This window comes from Peribacillus glennii (assembly GCF_003429105.1).
Classification (GTDB): domain Bacteria; phylum Bacillota; class Bacilli; order Bacillales; family DSM-1321; genus Peribacillus; species Peribacillus glennii.
In genome coordinates this window covers 869477-887322 of the sequence record NZ_QVTD01000003.1, presented here as the reverse complement: position 1 = coordinate 887322, position 17846 = coordinate 869477, and the positions used below count along the sequence as shown (strand labels likewise).

Below are 17846 nucleotides of genomic sequence, written 5' to 3'. Positions count from 1 at the left end.
CTTCGAACAGTTGGGGGTTTACGAAATGGCCAACAATGATGCTAGCGCATATGACCCATGGAAAGTTTTTTCTGGTCCAAACCTTGGCTACGTCATGGAGCAATACGATTTATTCCAAACAAATCCGGAGGAAGTCGATCCGGAGCTGAAAACGTTTTTTGAAACATACGGCCCTCCGTCTGAGGAGATCTTGGCCGGGACAGGCCGCACCCAAGTTCCGGTACAGCAACAACCGGTTTCTTCATCCGGCACGCTGCCGATGAAGAAAATCATGTCGGCTGTAAAGCTTGCCGAAAATATCCGTACATATGGGCACCTTGCTGCTGATATTTATCCGTTAAATGAGGTTCCGCTTGATAATGACCTTCTTCACCTTGATAATTACGGGTTGACTGCCGAGGATTTAAAGGGGATACCGGCTGACCTGATCTGTGAAGCTGCGCCAGGGAACGTAAAGAACGGATATGAAGCGATTCAATACTTAAAAGAGTTATATACGAAAACTATTGCTTTTGAATTTTCTCAGGTAAATGACCTTGAGGAAAGACAATGGCTGAATAACATGGTTGAATCCGGGGAGATTTTTCCTGAGATTTCAAAAGAAAAGAAAACGTTGCTGTTAAAGAGGCTGAATGAGGTAGAGGGCTTGGAGAAGTTCCTGCACCGTACATATGTAGGCCAAAAGCGGTTTTCGATTGAGGGCCTGGATGCCCTTGTGCCGGTTCTTGATGAAATCATTTCAGAAACCGTCCAAAACGGGACTTCCAATGTAAATATCGCTATGGCTCACCGTGGCCGTTTGAATGTCCTTGCTCATGTGCTTGGCAAACCCTATGAAATCATTTTCTCTGAATTCCAGCACTCGCCGAACAAAGACCTTGTTCCTTCAGAAGGTTCCATCGGGATTAACTACGGCTGGACTGGAGACGTAAAATACCACTTAGGCCTTGATAAGCAAATTACGAAAGCAAACACACAAAAAGCCAGGCTGACACTTGCTAACAATCCCAGCCATCTGGAAGTTGTGGGCCCGGTCGTGGAAGGTTATACCCGTGCTGCACAGGAAAGCAGAAGACAGTCCGGGTTCCCTGATTCCGATATTGAAAAATCACTGGCAATCCTTGTCCATGGGGATGCTGCATTCCCTGGTGAAGGCATTGTTCCTGAAACAATTAACTTAAGCCGGTTAAAAGGCTATCAAATAGGTGGAGCCATCCACATCATCGCGAACAATATGATTGGCTTTACGACTGAAAGTGAAGACTCACGCTCTACTAAATACGCAAGCGATCCGGCAAAGGGCTTTGAAGTCCCGGTTGTGCATGTCAATGCTGATGATATCGAAGCATGTCTGGCTGCGGCTGCACTTGCACACAAGTATCGCACAAAGTTCAAGAAGGACTTTCTGATTGATTTGATTGGATACAGGCGCTTCGGGCATAACGAAATGGATGAGCCGCTCGTTACCCAGCCGCAGATGTATGCCTTGATCCATAAGCATCCGACCGCTAAAGAAATTTATGCGGAAAAGCTGCTTAAGTCTGGCGCTGCTGCCAAGGAAGAAATCGCTGACATTGAAGGACAGGTTGAGGCAAAGCTTAAAACGGCTTACGATAGAGTATCTGGGAATAAGCCTGAGGAACCGGAGGAGTTAAATCCACCGGAGACCGTCGAACATGGATTGCCAGAGCTTAAGACATCCGTAACGTCAGAAGAATTGAAAGCGATTAATGAAGAGCTGTTGAAATGGCCTGAAGGATTTAAAGTGAATAAAAAGCTCGGCCGCATCCTGTCCCGCCGCCTCGATTCATTTGGTGAAAATGGCAAGATTGACTGGGCCCATGCCGAAACCCTGGCATTTGCTTCTATATTAAAGGATGGAACTCCAATCCGCTTAACAGGACAGGATTCAGAGCGTGGAACATTCGCGCAACGGAATATCGTCCTTCATGATAGTGAAACCGGGAAGACTTACTCCCCGCTTCACACCCTTGACGGAGTGAATGCATCCTTTGCCGTGCACAATAGTCCGTTAACGGAAACAGCGGTACTTGCTTTTGAATATGGCTACAATGTTTTTGCTCCTGAAACGCTTGTACTTTGGGAAGCGCAGTTTGGGGACTTCGCAAATACAGCGCAGGTCATATTCGATCAGTTCATCGCAGCCGGCCGTGCAAAATGGGGGCAAAAGTCCGGGCTTGTCATGCTTCTTCCTCACGGTTATGAAGGGCAGGGGCCGGAACACTCAAGCGCCCGCCTTGAAAGGTACTTATCATTGGCTGCAGAGAATAACTGGACAGTGGCAAACCTGAGTTCCGCCGCCCAGTATTTCCATCTTCTGAGAAGGCAGGCAAGCATCCTTGAACTGGAGGAAGTGCGGCCGCTGGTTATTATGACACCGAAAAGCATGCTAAGAAACCAAACGATGGCATCAGGCATTTCCGAATTCACCGAAGGGGAATTCCGTCCAGTCATCGAAACACCGGGCGGCAATCCCGACATGGTGGAGCGAGTCGTATTCTGTACAGGCAAGATTGCGGTGGAATTACGGGAAATGGTAGCTTCACAGGAAGGATTCGAGTGGCTGAAAATCATCAGCATCGAGGAACTTTATCCGTTCCCGTTCAAAGAGATTTGCAATTTGCTCGGTAAATATCCGAATCTTAAGGAATTGTTCTGGCTTCAGGAAGAACCAAAGAATATGGGTGCATGGAGCTATATCGAACCGAGGATAAATGCTGCGGCACCAGTTGGCCTGTCTGTTTCCTATATTGGCCGCAAGCGCAGATCAAGTCCTGCGGAGGGCGACCCGTTGGCCCATAGAAACAAACAGCAGAAAATCATGAGGGAAGCAATCACGCGTACTGTAGAGGGGGAAAAGTAAGATGGCTGAAGTGAAAGTGCCAGAATTAGCGGAATCCATATCTGAAGGAACGGTTGCCCAATGGCTTAAGCAACCAGGTGACCAAGTAGAAAAGGGCGACTATATCGTCGAACTGGAAACTGATAAAGTAAACGTTGAAATCATTTCTGACCATGCAGGAACGATCCAGGAACTTCTTGCTGAGGAAGGGGATACCGTACAGGTTGGACAAGCGATTGCCATAGTGAATGAAAGCGGAACAGCCGCAGCACCGTCTGCTGCGCCTGCTGAAGCTCCTAAGGCAGAAGCACCGGCAGCCCTTGCAGAAGAACAGGCTGCACCGGCACCAGCAAGCACACCGGTACAGCCTGTGGAGAAAGAGGAAACAAATGCCCAGAATGGGAATAAAACAATTGCGTCACCGGCAGCCCGTAAGCTGGCCCGTGAAAAAGGAATCGATTTGAGCGATGTTCCTGTTTCGGATCCGCTTGGCAGAGTCCGTGTCCAGGACGTTGAAGCAGCAGGGAAGGCTCCTGCAAAACCGGCAGCACCGGCCCCTGTGCCGCAGGCAAAACCTGCTGCAGCAGCGCCAGTCCAAAATGATGGCCGTACAGAAGTCATCAAGATGTCACGCCGCCGCCAAACCATTGCTAAACGCCTTGTTGAAGTCCAGCAAACGGCTGCGATGCTGACAACATTCAATGAAGTAGACATGACCGCCATTATGGAACTGCGCAACCGCCGCAAGGATGCATTTTTCAAGCAGCACAATGTAAAGCTCGGTTTTATGTCTTTCTTTACAAAAGCTGTTATCGGTGCGCTTAAAAAGTATCCATTATTAAATGCCGAAATTCAGGGCAATGAAATCCTTAAAAAGAACTTCTATGATATCGGTGTAGCTGTTTCCACTGATGAAGGACTGGTTGTACCGGTTGTCAGGGATGCGGATCGAAAGGGCTTTGCCGATATTGAAAGTTCCATTGCCGACCTGGCTGTAAAAGCCCGGAACAATAAATTGGCACTGTCCGACCTTCAAGGCGGCACATTTACCATTACAAACGGCGGAACTTTCGGTTCACTGTTATCCACACCAATCCTGAACGCACCACAGGTCGGAATCCTTGGAATGCACAAAATCCAGGTAAGGCCGGTTGCGATTGACAAGGAACGTATGGAAAACAGGCCGATGATGTACCTTGCATTATCATACGACCACCGCATCGTCGACGGAAAAGAAGCGGTTGGATTCCTCGTAACAGTAAAAGAATTGCTGGAAGATCCGGAACAATTATTATTGGAAGGCTGATTTGTGTTTCCATTAAATGTGTGCCCCTGTCTATACTTATGGACAGGGGTATTTGTGCAAGAGAAGTGAAGAGGAAACAGCTAATTTCTTCCTTATATTATTGATTGCATTTGGCGGCGAGGAAGCGATCTTTTATTTGTATGGATGGTAACAAGCGGTCCTTTTGAACTCTGTGCCGGGTTGTATTATTCTTACGCTAGAATGTCACGGTTTCAATGCTTTGGAAAATATTAATGTTGGACAGCTTATGTGGAGTTTGAGACAGATTCATATTATTTAGGACAGATTATGCAATTTTTTGGACAGACCCCCAGGAATTTAGGACATGATTAATTGTGGTGTAATAAATCAATCTTCACCAAAAAGAGGAGGCGGATGTAAATGTTAAAAAAATATACCCTAGATACAGCAAAGCGTGATGTTTTGATCGATGTCACTGCGCATGTACAGGATTTCATTTCCCAAGCCGGATTGGAATCCGGGATAGCTTTAGTGTATTGTCCCCACACTACCGCCGGCATCACAATAAATGAGAATGCGGATCCTGATGTAAAACGGGATATGCTGCGCAGGTTTGATGAATTATACCCCTGGAGCCACACGCTTGATTTACATGATGAAGGGAATACTGCTGCACATATGAAAGCGAGCACAGTAGGTTCTTCCCAGCAACTAATCATCCATCAGGGAAAATTACTCCTCGGGACATGGCAAGGCATCTATTTCTGTGAATTTGACGGGCCGCGAAACAGGCACTTTTTCGTAAAATTGATGGAAGATTAATTGAATAGGTAGTGTTTATCTAGAAGGAAAGCAACTATCCATGCTTTCCTTCTTTTTTTTCGGTTTAACAGGTTTTACAAAAAGGGGAATTGGGTAAGGTTTGTTGGAGGAATAAAATGGAATTTAGTGAGAAGTAAGATAGGAACTGTGGTAAAGGCTCATAATATTTTGGCGTTTACAAAAGGCAAAGAATAGGCCTATCGCCATTTGGGTTTTAAAGGTAAAATAAACCATTCTTCCCATATCTGACAATTTTCTTACATGATATATTATAAAATGACTATAATTTTGCATATTGAAAACATAAATATTATCGTTCTTTGTTTTAATTTTTTCAGGAAGAGGTGCGATTCATTTTGTTAGCTTATTTGTATGAAAGATTAAGAGAGAAGCAGGAACACCTCGTACGCTTGTATGCCTGCAAAGCGAACCTGGAAGGAGCCCAGGATGAATTCATCAGCTATGAGAAAACATGCACGGAGCCGGAACTTTCAGCTGAGACATGGCAAGGCAAATGGGCAACGGAGTTTCAGGACATCCGGAACGATGGAATACTTCTGCAATATAAAAATCTGGCACATCAACAGTTAAACCACTCGATAACTTCTGTGGAAGCTGCCATTACCGAGACAAAACTTGAGATTGAAAATATAAGAAACCAAATTGAGGCAGCGGAGGAGCAGGCACGGAGGGAAAGGGAAAAAGCAAGACAACAACAAAAAAGCGTATAAAGGAAAGTGAAAACATTGAGTGAAATTAAACTAAGATCGAGTGACATTAAGGCAGCGTTAAAGGAAATGAATTCTGCTGCTGAGGCACTGGAAACCAGTTATCCCTCCGATATTGCATCTCGCAATCAGATGGACATCGTCAATAGAATGAATGAAATAAACGCCAGTATGCAGCAGGCTTTAGAAACCTACAAAAAATTACTCCTTTCAAACGTTGATTCCACAATGAAATCGACCGAATGGCTGGAACATGTGGATGCAGAGGTTGCAAGAGCCATTAAATACAGATAGATCGGGGGATATTCGTCGTGAAAGTCTTGGACGTTAGCGGGCTGGAAAATGGGATAAAGGAAATGGAACAAATTCTCAAGTCACAAAAAGAACAAGCGGAACGCATAGAAAAGGCCATCACTGATTTCAACGGGCTGGCCAACTCTTTTTCCGGGAAAGGAGGCAACGCCATCAGGGCCTTTTATGATGAGTGCCATCTGCCCTTCATCCAATCCTTTCACAATTTTCTTGGCTATTATAGTGAAGCAATCGAAACAATGAAAAAGGAATTGAATGAATTTGAGCCGGTAAACAGCGGATTCATTTCCCAAAGCTACCTGGAACACGACATCGACCCGGCATTGAACCGACTGAAAAACACTGTATCAGAGATGACCGTTGAAGCGAACGGATACATTGCAGAAGTCAGCGATATTGCCTATATTCCACGTATTGAAGACCGTTCATTCCAGGGAATGGTTCAAAGCGGTCAAAAGAAAATGGATGAGACAATCGAGAAATTGAATGAATATGATAAGGACAACGTATCTGCACTTGATATTCTGGAAAAAGACGCCCAAAATCTGAAAAGCTATATCACTAAAATAGAATCACTGTTTCAATCAGGGGGTCTAAGCATTTCGACATTCAAGAGCGGGCAGTTGGAGAAGTATGAAGAGTACAACAAGGTGACTGCCGACCTGATAAGGGACATATGGAGTGACGTTACGAACCCTTTTGGGCAGGTGAATGACAGGTTAAGCTGGGCAGATGCGGCTTTTATCAGTACTCACGGATTGTCTTTATTTGGATCAACCATCATGGCAAAAACAATGGAATTCAAATACGTGGGCGGGAAACCGAATGTAAGGCAAATGCTAAAAGGTGATTTTCGATTCAGCGTGAGAGCATCCGATTCATGGACCAGCAGGGGGAATTACAGTTCTTATTTCGCCAGGAAATTCAGAAACTTTCAAGCCTCCTCACCAACTAGCTGGATCGGTAAATTCGTTCACAGGCACGCAGCCACATACCGGACGCCTTCTGATTTTATCAAGCATTTGGCCGGTTATCCGAAGAACATGAATGGCATCATGAGGGGAACAGATTTATATAAGAGCTATTTCAATAGAATCGAATCAGGCTCTAAGGAAATTATCAAGTCTGTTGCAAAAGCAAAGGGATTTACTACTACAGCAAAGCGGATTCCAATTGTGGGAACGGCGATTTCTTATGTTTCAAATTTAGGTGAACTGGTTTCACAGGAAAACAAAGATAAAACACTTATGGAAAAAGCTGGTCGTACTATATTCGGTATTGGAGCTGATACTTTTTCTGTAGCTGCTGGTGCCAAAGGTGGCGCCGTGGTAGGGGCACTTATAGGAGGTCCGCCAGGTGCCATTATCGGAGGGGCTGTTGGAGCGGTTGGAGGTGCTTTTGTCGGAGCTGCCGCTGGCGGCAAAATAAAAGACTTGGGTGAAAAAGCGTTTGGAGGACTGGAGAAAGGTTTCAAATCTATAAAGAAATGGTTTAAGTAATATAAAAAAATAGTCTGATTAAAATAGACTATACTTACTATTGGGAGAAAACATGGGGAATGACTTTGTACTATATATAAAATATATTGGGATTGTTTTAATGTGTACTCAACTAGGTTACGCTAGTGCAATTTTGGTGCTAGGGAAAACGATGCTTGAGTATTATGAATGGGGTTACTTCAAAAAACCCGAAAATTGGTTTCAACGATTAACAAATATTTTTTTAGATGTTACAGCAGGATCCGGTTACTATATTTATAAGGCATTATTACGCTTTCCCTGGATTTTGAGAAAACTTTTATTTTTACTCATTTATGGGATTGCCATATTTGTAGGAATGGTTGTTGTTGCATTTTTAACTACAAGATAGTCACATTTATAAAAAGTTAGTAATGTTTCCCAGGAGTTTAAGAAAATTATTTTTTGCTTTAACTAACGTTGGGGCAGTAGCTAGAATGTGAATTAATGACTTGATGGGAAGGTGATGCATTTATGAAATTCCTGACTGCATGTACGACAGCAGAGCTTGCGGCAATGGTGTCCATTAATGGCTATCCAGGTGTAGCAAAGGGTATTGCTGAGGCCGGGCTTGGAGAAAGAAGCGCCAAGGAATGGGAAGCCATTATGGAGGTTACTGCCCATCAATTAATACTCAAGCAAATATGGGATGAGGAAAAGGATGAAAGGGATGGGAACCCGTTTACTTCTGAGCTGCAGGAATTTATTAAAAACTACGTAGAATCAAAATGGATGGTACGTTGTACAAATATCCCGGAAAAATCAGTATTGATGATTCACCACATGAATGACGATACCTGGTTAAGCCATATTATTTATAAAGACTTTCTTCATGAGTTCTCATACATAAAGTCTGAGGAAATTCTCGATTTCATAAAAGAATTTTATTCTTTCCAGCCAGTTTCACCCGGTATCGAAGCGGAATTTAGATTGACTGATGATCTTTTTGATATGCTAAGCGAAAAAAAGAAGCTTAAAAAAGTGATTAAGCTATCATCATTTTCATATGAAGAAGAAAAAAGTTTTAACAATTTCATAGAGGACCTGGATCAGCAGCAATGGTCCCTATATAACATTTCGTATTTTAATATTCCCCATTATGAAAAAGAACCGTTCCTGGAGAATATCGTATTCTTCCTGCCAGGCCCAAACGGTATCTGGCTCGTAGAGTACACGGACCATGAAACCCAGCCGGTTCATATACGCCTCGCATCCAGTGAGGATTGGAATGATCTTTTGGCCGGTGTCGGCACTGTGGCTTCGTATGCAAACTAGTAGAATAGAAAAGGGTGGCATGAAAATTTCATGCTTCTTTTTTTTCAATTGAGTACTCATTTGCTAAAACTACATTTTGTTGCATGGGTTATGAATTTTAATATCTTTTGAAGAGTTTTATATTTATTGATGCAGTATTTTTGTGAAAAGTCTGGTCGGCGGAACAACGCGTTCAAGTATTATACCAACCGGAGTTTACCGATAAGGATTACTCAAATTAGCTTTTTGTATTATTATTTAAAATACTCACTATAAATAATTCCTTTTTTTTCGATTTCTATTGACGGCACTCTAGCCAAAGGTCTAAAATCAGAAAACAATACATATTGCGACAACTTGGCATTGTGGCTGTTAAAGAGGTTTTAGACTATGAGAAAAATACTGACAGATGTAGGTCCGATAGGATGGAATATTATTATCGGAACCATGTTTGGCCGGATGGCCACCTCGATGAGCATGCCTTTTCTGGCGATTTATTTAACGAAATTCATGAATGTAACCCCGGCGATGACTGGTGCGATTGTTGCTGTCAGCTCCCTTGTCGGCGTGCTGGCAAGCTTTCTGGGAGGTTATTTATCAGACCGGTTTGGCAGGAAAAGGGTCCTCATCTTATCAATTTTTGCCTGGGCTTTTGTTTTTGCCGGGTTTGGTTTTTCAAAGACCGTAGCTGCTTTCTTTATTATGAACTCCTTAAATGGCCTTTGCAGGGCCCTTTTTGAACCTGCGTCAAGAGCGTTGCTGTCCGATATCACCGATCCGAAAAACAGGCTGCTCATCTTCAACCTGCGATATTTCGCAATCAATGTCGGGGTAACCTTCGGGCCGCTGCTGGGTTTGAAACTGGGCTCTGCAGACTCAATGGCCACATTTTTTGCTGCCGGTTTCATTTATGCTTTATACGGTGTAACCCTGGTGCTTGCATTGAAAAGTTATCAAGAGAAGGCTGCTGCCGCTTCCAATGCGATCACCTTCACGGAAGCCGCAGGAGTAATAAAACAGGATAAAATTTTCACTATGGCACTGCTCGGTTTGATTCTGGCAATCATCGGATTTTCCCAATTCAATTCCACGTTGCCGCAGTATTTCTCTTCATCGGATGCTTTTGAAGATGGAGTTGCCATGTTTACATACCTGCTGACGCTAAATGCTATTATTGTAGTCATATTGCAGTATCCAATCGTCACTCTAAGCAAAAGGTTGCCTTCCGTTCTTTCCATTGGAGCAGGTAATTTGATTATTTCATTGTCGCTTTTGGGATTCGCTTTTGCAAAGAGCATTCCTGTCTTAATCGCGGTTATTTTATGCTTCACAATTGGTGAGATCCTGATGTTTTCGATGACGGATATTTTCATTGATGATTTGGCGGATCCGGATATGAAGGGAACCTATTTTGGAGCCATGGGCTTTAGCAATCTTGGAAATGTGATTGGACCCTGGTTTGGCGGTGCTTTGCTCGGGCACTTTGGCGCAGGCCAGCCCCTGTATTTATTTGGGGGACTTGGTGTTACAGCCATCGTGGGAGTCCCGCTATTTCTGATTGTCTATATCCAGCTGAAAAAAAGGAAAACCAGTGAATTTTCCCATCATATCGAGGTTCCCAGGTAAAAGATGGGTAAACTGCTACGTCATGGTTGATCATCCAATACAAAAACTTCCTTAGCTTCCTTGGTAAATATTTTGCACTGAAATAACGGATTATCTCTGTTATCCTTGTCAGGTGTTTACCAAGGAGGTTATCCGCATGAATCATAAGAAAATATTATCATTCATTCTGGCTCTTTGTTTCATTACACTTGGATTAATTTTTGAACATGGGGAAAAGGAAAAAGCTGCTTCCCCTGTTAACCATAAAGACAGGAATTACCCTCATACAGCTAAAAAGTATTCACCCACAACAGGGAAAAAACATGTTGTAAAAAAGGGTGAAACGATATCGGATGTAGCTAAATTGCACGGAGTCCCCATAGAGAAGGTGGAGCAGGCAAACGAAGATGACAAGGGTGGCGTGAAGCCGGGAGAAGCTCTCCTGATTCCAAAATCACCGATAAAAGGTTCTGATAAAGAATTGCTTGCAAGGCTTGTCCATGCCGAGGCAAAAGGAGAACCATATAAAGGAAAAGTGGCCGTAGCAACGGTTGTGCTAAACCGCATCCAAAGCGAACAATTTCCTGATACCGTCCCAGCGGTCATTTACCAGAAAAACCAGTTTGAGCCTGTTATGAACGGAAGCATTCAAAAGCCAGCCGGTAAAGAGGCGAAAAAGGCGGTAAATGAAGCCATTGCGATTCAGGGCAAAACAGATGAAGCATTATATTTCTATAATCCAAGTATTTCTGAGAGCAAATGGATGAGGCAGCTGACAGTGATCAAGGTCATCGGCAAGCATCATTTTGCGATATAAAACAAAACCGGCCGCAGGCATGTTAGCATATGCTGACCGGTTTTTTCTATTTATCGAAATAATATCTCTTTAAAGCGTTAAAGGGGTAAGATATAATTTATACAAAGTTCAAAAAATATGTATTCAGCCACAAAAGCAAAAAAGGAGATGAAATTTTGGCAGATACTCATGTTTATACAAAAAAAGAAGAAATCGTGAATGCCATTACACACGGAATCGGAGTATTGTTAAGCATTGCCGCTCTGGTATTCCTGATCTTATTTTCAGTGAAACAAGGATCTGCTTGGCATATCACAACTGCCGCCATTTACGGAGCTACAATGGTCGTTCTTTTTGCGGCTTCCACACTGGTACATAGCTTTCCGCCAGGTAAGGCAAAGGATATCTTTGAAATCTTTGACCATTCAGCCATTTACTTTTTCATAGCTGGTACATACACACCGTTTACGCTTATTGTGATAAAGGGCGCTCTTGGATGGACACTTTTGGGCATTGTTTGGGGAATTGCGCTTGTCGGAATCGTTTTTAAGACATTTTTTGTGAAAAGGTTCCTGTTCCTTTCAACAATTCTTTATATCGCCATGGGCTGGCTCATTGTGATTGCCTGGAACCCGTTAACGGAAACTTTACCGGCAGCCGGAATGCATCTGCTGGTCGCAGGCGGGCTTTTATATACGGTAGGAGCCGTGTTTTATGTATGGCGCGGGTTTCCATTCCATCATGCTGTTTGGCACGTATTTGTACTGGGTGGAACAGCGGCTCATTTCTTTGCCGTGCTGCTTTATGTGCTTCCGATCGCTTTATAAATATTCCTATCCATATTTGGATAGGTTTTTTATTTGTCGAGGTGATGGAAAGAATACAGGAATAAAAATGGAAATGTGTTTAATTGGGGATTTTCTGAAGGGTTTGCTATGTTCTGCAATATATGTATGATATATGTGAAGACCACTATATTGTATGAAAAGAGACTATAAAATTGTATTTGTCATGTTTAGTTGGGGAGGTATTGGGACCATGGAAAAAACGGTGGATTTGGTATTCAGCAGTGAAATACTGAATGAAGGCGCTGACCTGTTTGAAGTTGACCGCAACAGCTTGACGAAATTAGGGGACTTCGAAAATTATATTTATAGAGGAAAAAGGGATAGCCTTGATGTCATTGTAAGATACACCCATTCTTCACATCGTACTTATGACCTTTTGGCAGCAGAAATTGATTGGGTATCTTTTTTAAAAAATAAGGGTTTCAATGTTTACGGCCATTTTACGTCTAAAAATGGGCAGCTTGTAGAAACAAGGAAGGCGAGGGATGAAACGGAATTTTATATATCGTGCTTTGAGATGCTTCCTGGCAGACAAATTGGCTGGAGAAATATCGAAGAAAACGGCGGTCTGGCACGAATTTGGGGAGCAGCAATCGGCAAACTGCATCGTATCACGAAATCTTACCAACCTCCCACAGGAAAAGCTGCCAGGCTTCAGTGGGATGATGATGAGTTGATCCAAATTGAAATGTTTAAACCCGATATAGAATCAGAAATAGCAGCTTACCGTGACAGGATTATCGCTCAGATAAATAGTTTAGAGAAGACTGAAGATAATTATGGTTTGATTCATTCAGATTTGCACTCCGGAAATTTCCATATCCATGGAGAAGACATCTTTCTCTTTGATTTCGATGATTGTTCATACCACTGGTTTGGGAGCGATATTGCAATTCCGTTATACTATATAGTCTTTCAGAGGGATTTACATTCAAAGGATGGGCGAGATGAATTTGCCTCACGTTTTTTCACTAAATTCATAGAAGGTTATAAAATGGAATATATACTGGGCCCGGGAACTTTAGAAAGCATACCATTATTTCTGAAGCTTCGTGACATTGTCCTTTTATCTGTGTTATATAAGAAATTTGACTTTTCCCGGTTAAGCGCCAATGAAAGAAGGTTTTTTGAAGAAGTAAAAGTGCGTGTGCAGCAGGAAGAGGCAATCATTGACTTTAGGGATTTACATTTCCAATGAAATATGGCTATGCATAAACAAAACTCGCCAATCGGCGAGTTTTTTGATTTATGCGGAAATCCTGGCTTGGGGCAGCATTTTTGAAGATTGGAGCCGCTTGCGGACAAGGACGCCCACCCAGCCGGCAATTATGGCCTTGATGATTCCAACTGCCAGAAATGGTGTTGCACCGCCGGTAATGGCGGCTGTCCAGGACAGGGATGCAGCAAATTTTAACCAAATCGTCCCGAAAGTCAGGGTGATCACCATACCGACAATGTTGGCAAAGATCGCAATAGGAATTTTAAAATTCGTTTTCTCAAGAATCAGTCCGGTAACATAAGCGGTTGGGATAAAACCGACTAAATATCCGCCGGTCGGACCGACAACTTTTGAAATACCTCCTGACATCTCAGCAAACACCGGAATGCCAACTGCTCCGATAATAAGGTATAAAATAACGGACAAAGTGCCATATCTAGCCCCCAAGATTGTAGCTGCCAATCCGACTGCCAGTGTTTGGCCGGTGATCGGGACCAGCGGCAGCGGTATGGTAACTTGCGCCAGAATCCCAATAATCGCCGCAAATAATGCCGTGATAATCATCATTCTTAATCGATCGCGATTATGTTCCATCTTGCCCCTCCTATGTAAACACTTTTTAAAGATTGGTTAACATATATTATATTGTAATTTTCACCATAACAGTTTGTCAATGTGAAAAAGGAAACACCGTCGAAACGCAGTCAGTTTTCTGAAAATTCACCCATGTTTTCTCATTATGAAAAAGGGAATAAAGTAAGATAGCCAGTTAGTTTGAAATGCGCGAATGAAATATAAAGCCTAAGTTAAAGCCAAACTAAGCGTGCTGATACCAACATCTAAGAAAGTAGGAAACATCATGGATGGAATTTTTTACGCGCTGCTTCCGGCTGTTTTCTGGGGGAGCATCGTTTTAGTCAGTGTGAAACTGGGAGGCAATGCCTATAGCCAGACGCTGGGCATCACTCTTGGCGCACTGCTTTTTTCTATTGTTATGTTTTTTATTAAGACGCCTGATATGGATATGCTTGTATGGGTTGTCGGAATCATTTCAGGAATTGCCTGGGCGGTGGGGCAGCTCTATCAATTAAACAGCGTTAAATACATGGGTGTATCGAAAACTGTCCCTATTTCTACAGGCATGCAGCTTTTGGGGACCACTTTGGTTGGTGTCATTGTTTTTAAGGAGTGGACAACGAACACGACAATCATCCTTGGCATAATTGCTCTTGTATGCATCATTGCGGGTGTCATATTGACCGGGGTGGGCAAGAAAGAAGGAAACGGCCAACAGGAGGATCTGAAGAAAGGATTATTCGTTCTCGCCATTTCTTCGCTGGGATTTCTGGGATATGTGGTAGTTGTGAGATGGTTCAACATAGAGGGCTGGTCTGCCATATTGCCACAGTCAATCGGGATGCTGGCAGGAGCCGTTATGCTTTCGGTAAAGCATAACCCTTTTACAAAATATGCTGCCCGAAACATATTGACCGGGATCATGTGGGCCATTGGGAACATTGGCCTGCTGCTGGCCAATCCAAAGGTTGGGGTGGCGATTGCTTTTTCGATTTCACAAATGGGGATAGTCATATCAACCCTCGGAGGGATTTTCCTTTTAGGAGAAAAGAAATCCAAAAAGCAATTGACATTTGTAATTATTGGCTGCTCGCTTGTTATAGCAGGAGGAGTCTTGCTTGGAATGACGAAAAAATAAGGAGTGTAATACATGTATAAGGATTTAGAGAATAAAGTAGTAGTAATTACCGGCGCAGCCACAGGTTTAGGCAAAGCAATGGCGGAACGGTTTGGCCGGGAAAAGGCTAAGGTTGTGGTGAATTATCATTCCGATCGAAATGAAGTGGATGAACTCATTCAAAGCATAAAGACCGCTGGCGGGGATGCCGCAGCCATTAAGGGTGATGTGACGAATGAAGATGACGTCAAAAAGATGATTTCATTTGCGGTTGAAACCTTTGGCTCATTGAATATCATGGTCAATAATGCCGGCATTGAAAATGAAGTGCCGACTGAACGGCTTTCATTGGATGATTGGAACAAGGTCATCGATGTCAATCTGACTGGTGTTTTTTTGGGAAGCAGGGAAGCGATCGCTTATATGCTGGAGCACGATATCAAGGGGAGCATCATCAATATGTCTTCTGTTCATGACCGGATTCCTTGGCCCCATTTCGCCCACTATGCTGCAAGCAAAGGCGGCGTAAAAATGCTGACTGAAACGCTTGCCCTTGAATATGCTCCGAAACGGATCCGGGTCAATAACATCTCGCCTGGTGCGATTGACACCCCAATCAATGCAGAAAAGTTTGCCGACCCACAAGGGAAAAAAGAAGTAGAAGCTTTAATCCCCATGGGGTATATCGGTAAACCGGAAGAAATTGCTGCATGTGCGGCTTGGCTGGCTTCTGATGAATCCAGTTATGTTACCGGATTAACGCTTTATGCAGATGGAGGAATGACGAAATATCCAGGCTTTCAGGCAGGCAGGGGTTAAGTGGACAAGGGAGTGATTTTTTGCTCCCTTGTTTTTTTATGCCAACAATTAATGGGAATAAGAGGTATAATTGTAATTATTGGATAAAAGTTGAGATAAGAGGGATTATCATGAGCCGGTATAAAGGATATGTAATGGTGGTTGTGGCAGCTTCATTATGGGGGATTTCGGGAACGGCCGCCCAGCACTTGTTCCAGCACTTCAATGTGGAAATGGGGTGGCTTGTGACAATTAGGCTGCTTGCTTCAGGGATGCTTTTTCTGCTGCTTGGAATGATAGGCGGTAAAAGGCAGGCAGTATGGGATATTTGGAAAAGCAAATATACAATCTTCCATTTTGTTCTCTTCGGTTTGTTTGGAATGCTTGGCGTGCAGTTTACCTATTTTGCGGCCATTGAGGCCGGTAACGCAGCAGTTGCGACATTGCTGCAATACGCCGCACCAGTGATTATCATGGGTTATTATTTGCTTAAGCTGCGTAAATTTCCGAATCGGTTCGAAATCACCGCGGTTTTCTTAACGCTGATGGGGACGTTTCTGCTACTGACAGACGGGGCTCCGCAAACGCTTGCCGTATCAAAAGAAGGCTTTTTATGGGGGATATTATCTGCGCTTGCGCTCGCGTTTTACACGCTTTATTCGGACAAATTAGTCAGGGAATTCGATTCGATCATTGTCGTAGGCTGGGGGATGATGATTGGCGGCCTCGCGTTATGCCCGGTATATCCTCCTGGTTTACAGACACTGGCATCTCTGGATTTTACTGCGGTTCTTATGATTTTATTTGTCATCATATTTGGTACCCTGATCCCGTTTTATTTATTCATTGACAGCATGCGTTATATCACGCCGAAAGAAAGCAGTCTGCTCTCCTGTACAGAACCATTGTCATCCGTCATTTCATCGGTTTTCTGGCTGGGAGTTTCTTTTGGTATGTACCAGGGAATTGGGGCAATCGGTATCATCTCTATGGTCATTATCCTGACAATAAGCCCAAAACAGGTTGAAAGCGGTACTGTCACTATGGACGAAATGGACACGAGGTTTTCATGATGCCTCCCCAAAAAAAAGCCTAAATTTTTTTTATCATGATTAGTGCCTAGTCACAATCGCCCTTATAGTCATATTTCTATAAGGAAACAAAAAACATTTACATGAGGAGGAAGATTGTGAATAACGCAATTGAAACAACAGATGACATGAGGATTCGTCCATTTGGCTTTGGACGTTGGGGCTTTGGCAGACCATTTGGCTTTGGTCGCTGGGGCTTTGGCAGACCGTGGGGCTTTGGATTTGGCAGACCGTGGGGCTTTGGATTTGGCGGCCCATTTGTCGGAGGTTTATTGGGAGGACTTGCCGCGGGTACCTTAATTGGCGGATTGGGAGGCTACGGCTATCCTTACGGCTATGGTTACGGTTACGGTTATCCCGGTTACGGATATGGCTACGGCTACCCGTATGGCGGCTACCCTTACTACTGGTGATGGAAACGACTGTCGGGCAGGCATCCTGCCCGTTTTTTATGTCCAGTCGAAAAGCCGTACCAAACCCCTGATCCCCCACCACAATAACCGAAAAGGAAGAACGATCAATTCCGGCACATAGAAAAATATATCGGCAAAAAAATCAGACCAAGAATACCTAGCTTGATTTCGTGATTTTCGTTTTTGCAGATGTTTCTTTCTGCGTCCTTTAAATGGCATAGATACACTCCTTATAAACTGAGGTATTTTTTCCATCGGTTATGGGCAAGCAGGTTTGTCAATGGCATGGCCCTTCATTAAAGAGGCTGTTTTTTTCATATAAGTTATGGAAAATTCTAAAGTGGAAGGCAAAATCATCGAAGAGGTTCCTTTCATTTTCGTCAAAGCTGTAATGATCTAAAAAGGACTCGAGGATCCTGCTATTTTCTATTTTATCAAACAAACCGGAGATATAAAATTGATAGTTGAATTTTTCATAGAGAAATTCGTATCCACTGTTTTCAAATATATCTTTCACCACACCTGCATCCAATTAAATTCCTCCCTTTTGGTGCATATTATTCCAGGGAAAAACGAATGTTAAACAACAGTGATAAAAATCAGGCAAAAAAATACCCGCC

The 17846-nt window shown here is 43.3% G+C and carries 18 protein-coding genes; 16 read left to right on the top strand and 2 right to left on the bottom strand.

Annotated features, from left to right (window positions below):
• The first annotated feature begins 25 nt into the window (after positions 1-25).
• The 12 genes from sucA (at position 26) to D0466_RS05660 (ending at position 13210) form a co-directional block, all read left to right on the top strand.
• Positions 26-2884: a 2-oxoglutarate dehydrogenase E1 component gene (gene sucA / locus D0466_RS05715; RefSeq protein WP_117321564.1), complete on the top strand. Its 2859-nt coding sequence runs from the start codon at positions 26-28 to the stop codon at positions 2882-2884.
• Between the two features lies 1 nt (position 2885).
• Positions 2886-4169 carry a 2-oxoglutarate dehydrogenase complex dihydrolipoyllysine-residue succinyltransferase gene (gene odhB, locus D0466_RS05710; protein WP_117321563.1) on the top strand — a complete coding sequence of 428 codons (1284 nt, stop codon included), beginning with the start codon at positions 2886-2888 and terminating at the stop codon, positions 4167-4169.
• A 381-nt stretch (positions 4170-4550) separates the two neighbouring features.
• Entirely contained in the window at positions 4551-4952 is a 402-nt protein-coding gene (locus D0466_RS05705; protein ID WP_117321562.1) for a secondary thiamine-phosphate synthase enzyme YjbQ, read from the top strand.
• A gap of 356 nt (positions 4953-5308) precedes the next feature.
• Entirely contained in the window at positions 5309-5683 is a 375-nt protein-coding gene (locus tag D0466_RS05700) for a YwqH-like family protein (RefSeq protein WP_158555844.1), read from the top strand.
• Between the two features lie 6 nt (positions 5684-5689).
• Complete coding sequence (locus D0466_RS05695; RefSeq protein ID WP_142919896.1) at positions 5690-5974, top strand: DUF5344 family protein; 285 nt, start codon at positions 5690-5692, stop codon at positions 5972-5974.
• Positions 5975-5991: 17 nt separating this feature from the next.
• A complete protein-coding gene (locus D0466_RS05690; RefSeq protein WP_117321559.1) occupies positions 5992-7491 on the top strand; it encodes an LXG domain-containing protein in 1500 nt (499 codons plus the stop codon).
• 52 nt (positions 7492-7543) lie between these two features.
• Positions 7544-7861 carry a hypothetical protein gene (locus tag D0466_RS05685; protein ID WP_117321558.1) on the top strand — a complete coding sequence of 106 codons (318 nt, stop codon included), beginning with the start codon at positions 7544-7546 and terminating at the stop codon, positions 7859-7861.
• Between the two features lie 122 nt (positions 7862-7983).
• Complete coding sequence (locus D0466_RS05680) at positions 7984-8784, top strand: hypothetical protein (protein WP_117321557.1); 801 nt, start codon at positions 7984-7986, stop codon at positions 8782-8784.
• A 369-nt stretch (positions 8785-9153) separates the two neighbouring features.
• Positions 9154-10389: an MDR family MFS transporter gene (locus tag D0466_RS05675; protein WP_117321556.1), complete on the top strand. Its 1236-nt coding sequence runs from the start codon at positions 9154-9156 to the stop codon at positions 10387-10389.
• Positions 10390-10525: 136 nt separating this feature from the next.
• On the top strand, positions 10526-11185 hold the full coding sequence (locus tag D0466_RS05670) for a cell wall hydrolase (protein ID WP_117321555.1): 660 nt from the start codon (positions 10526-10528) through the stop codon (positions 11183-11185).
• Between the two features lie 155 nt (positions 11186-11340).
• Positions 11341-11991, top strand: a complete 651-nt coding sequence (trhA, locus tag D0466_RS05665; protein WP_117321554.1) for a PAQR family membrane homeostasis protein TrhA — start codon at positions 11341-11343, stop codon at positions 11989-11991.
• 211 nt (positions 11992-12202) lie between these two features.
• A complete protein-coding gene (locus D0466_RS05660; RefSeq protein ID WP_158555843.1) occupies positions 12203-13210 on the top strand; it encodes a phosphotransferase enzyme family protein in 1008 nt (335 codons plus the stop codon).
• A gap of 48 nt (positions 13211-13258) precedes the next feature.
• Here the strand turns inward: D0466_RS05660 and D0466_RS05655 are convergent, their stop codons facing one another.
• Positions 13259-13825: a biotin transporter BioY gene (locus tag D0466_RS05655; RefSeq protein WP_117321552.1), complete on the bottom strand. Its 567-nt coding sequence runs from the start codon at positions 13823-13825 to the stop codon at positions 13259-13261.
• Positions 13826-14090: 265 nt separating this feature from the next.
• Between D0466_RS05655 and D0466_RS05650 the strand changes: the two genes are divergently transcribed.
• The 4 genes from D0466_RS05650 to D0466_RS05635 all read left to right on the top strand — a co-directional run bounded on the left by D0466_RS05650 (position 14091) and on the right by D0466_RS05635 (position 17226).
• Positions 14091-14945, top strand: coding sequence for a GRP family sugar transporter (locus tag D0466_RS05650; RefSeq protein ID WP_117321551.1), 855 nt, complete (start codon positions 14091-14093; stop codon positions 14943-14945).
• 12 nt (positions 14946-14957) lie between these two features.
• Entirely contained in the window at positions 14958-15743 is a 786-nt protein-coding gene (locus tag D0466_RS05645) for a glucose-1-dehydrogenase (RefSeq protein WP_117321550.1), read from the top strand.
• A gap of 104 nt (positions 15744-15847) precedes the next feature.
• Positions 15848-16795, top strand: a complete 948-nt coding sequence (locus D0466_RS05640) for a DMT family transporter (protein ID WP_117322225.1) — start codon at positions 15848-15850, stop codon at positions 16793-16795.
• Between the two features lie 116 nt (positions 16796-16911).
• Positions 16912-17226 carry a hypothetical protein gene (locus tag D0466_RS05635; protein ID WP_199484507.1) on the top strand — a complete coding sequence of 105 codons (315 nt, stop codon included), beginning with the start codon at positions 16912-16914 and terminating at the stop codon, positions 17224-17226.
• A 277-nt stretch (positions 17227-17503) separates the two neighbouring features.
• Here D0466_RS05635 and D0466_RS05625 read toward each other — a convergent pair whose 3' ends face one another.
• Positions 17504-17758 carry a hypothetical protein gene (locus D0466_RS05625; protein WP_117321547.1) on the bottom strand — a complete coding sequence of 85 codons (255 nt, stop codon included), beginning with the start codon at positions 17756-17758 and terminating at the stop codon, positions 17504-17506.
• Between the last annotated feature and the right edge of the window lie 88 nt (positions 17759-17846).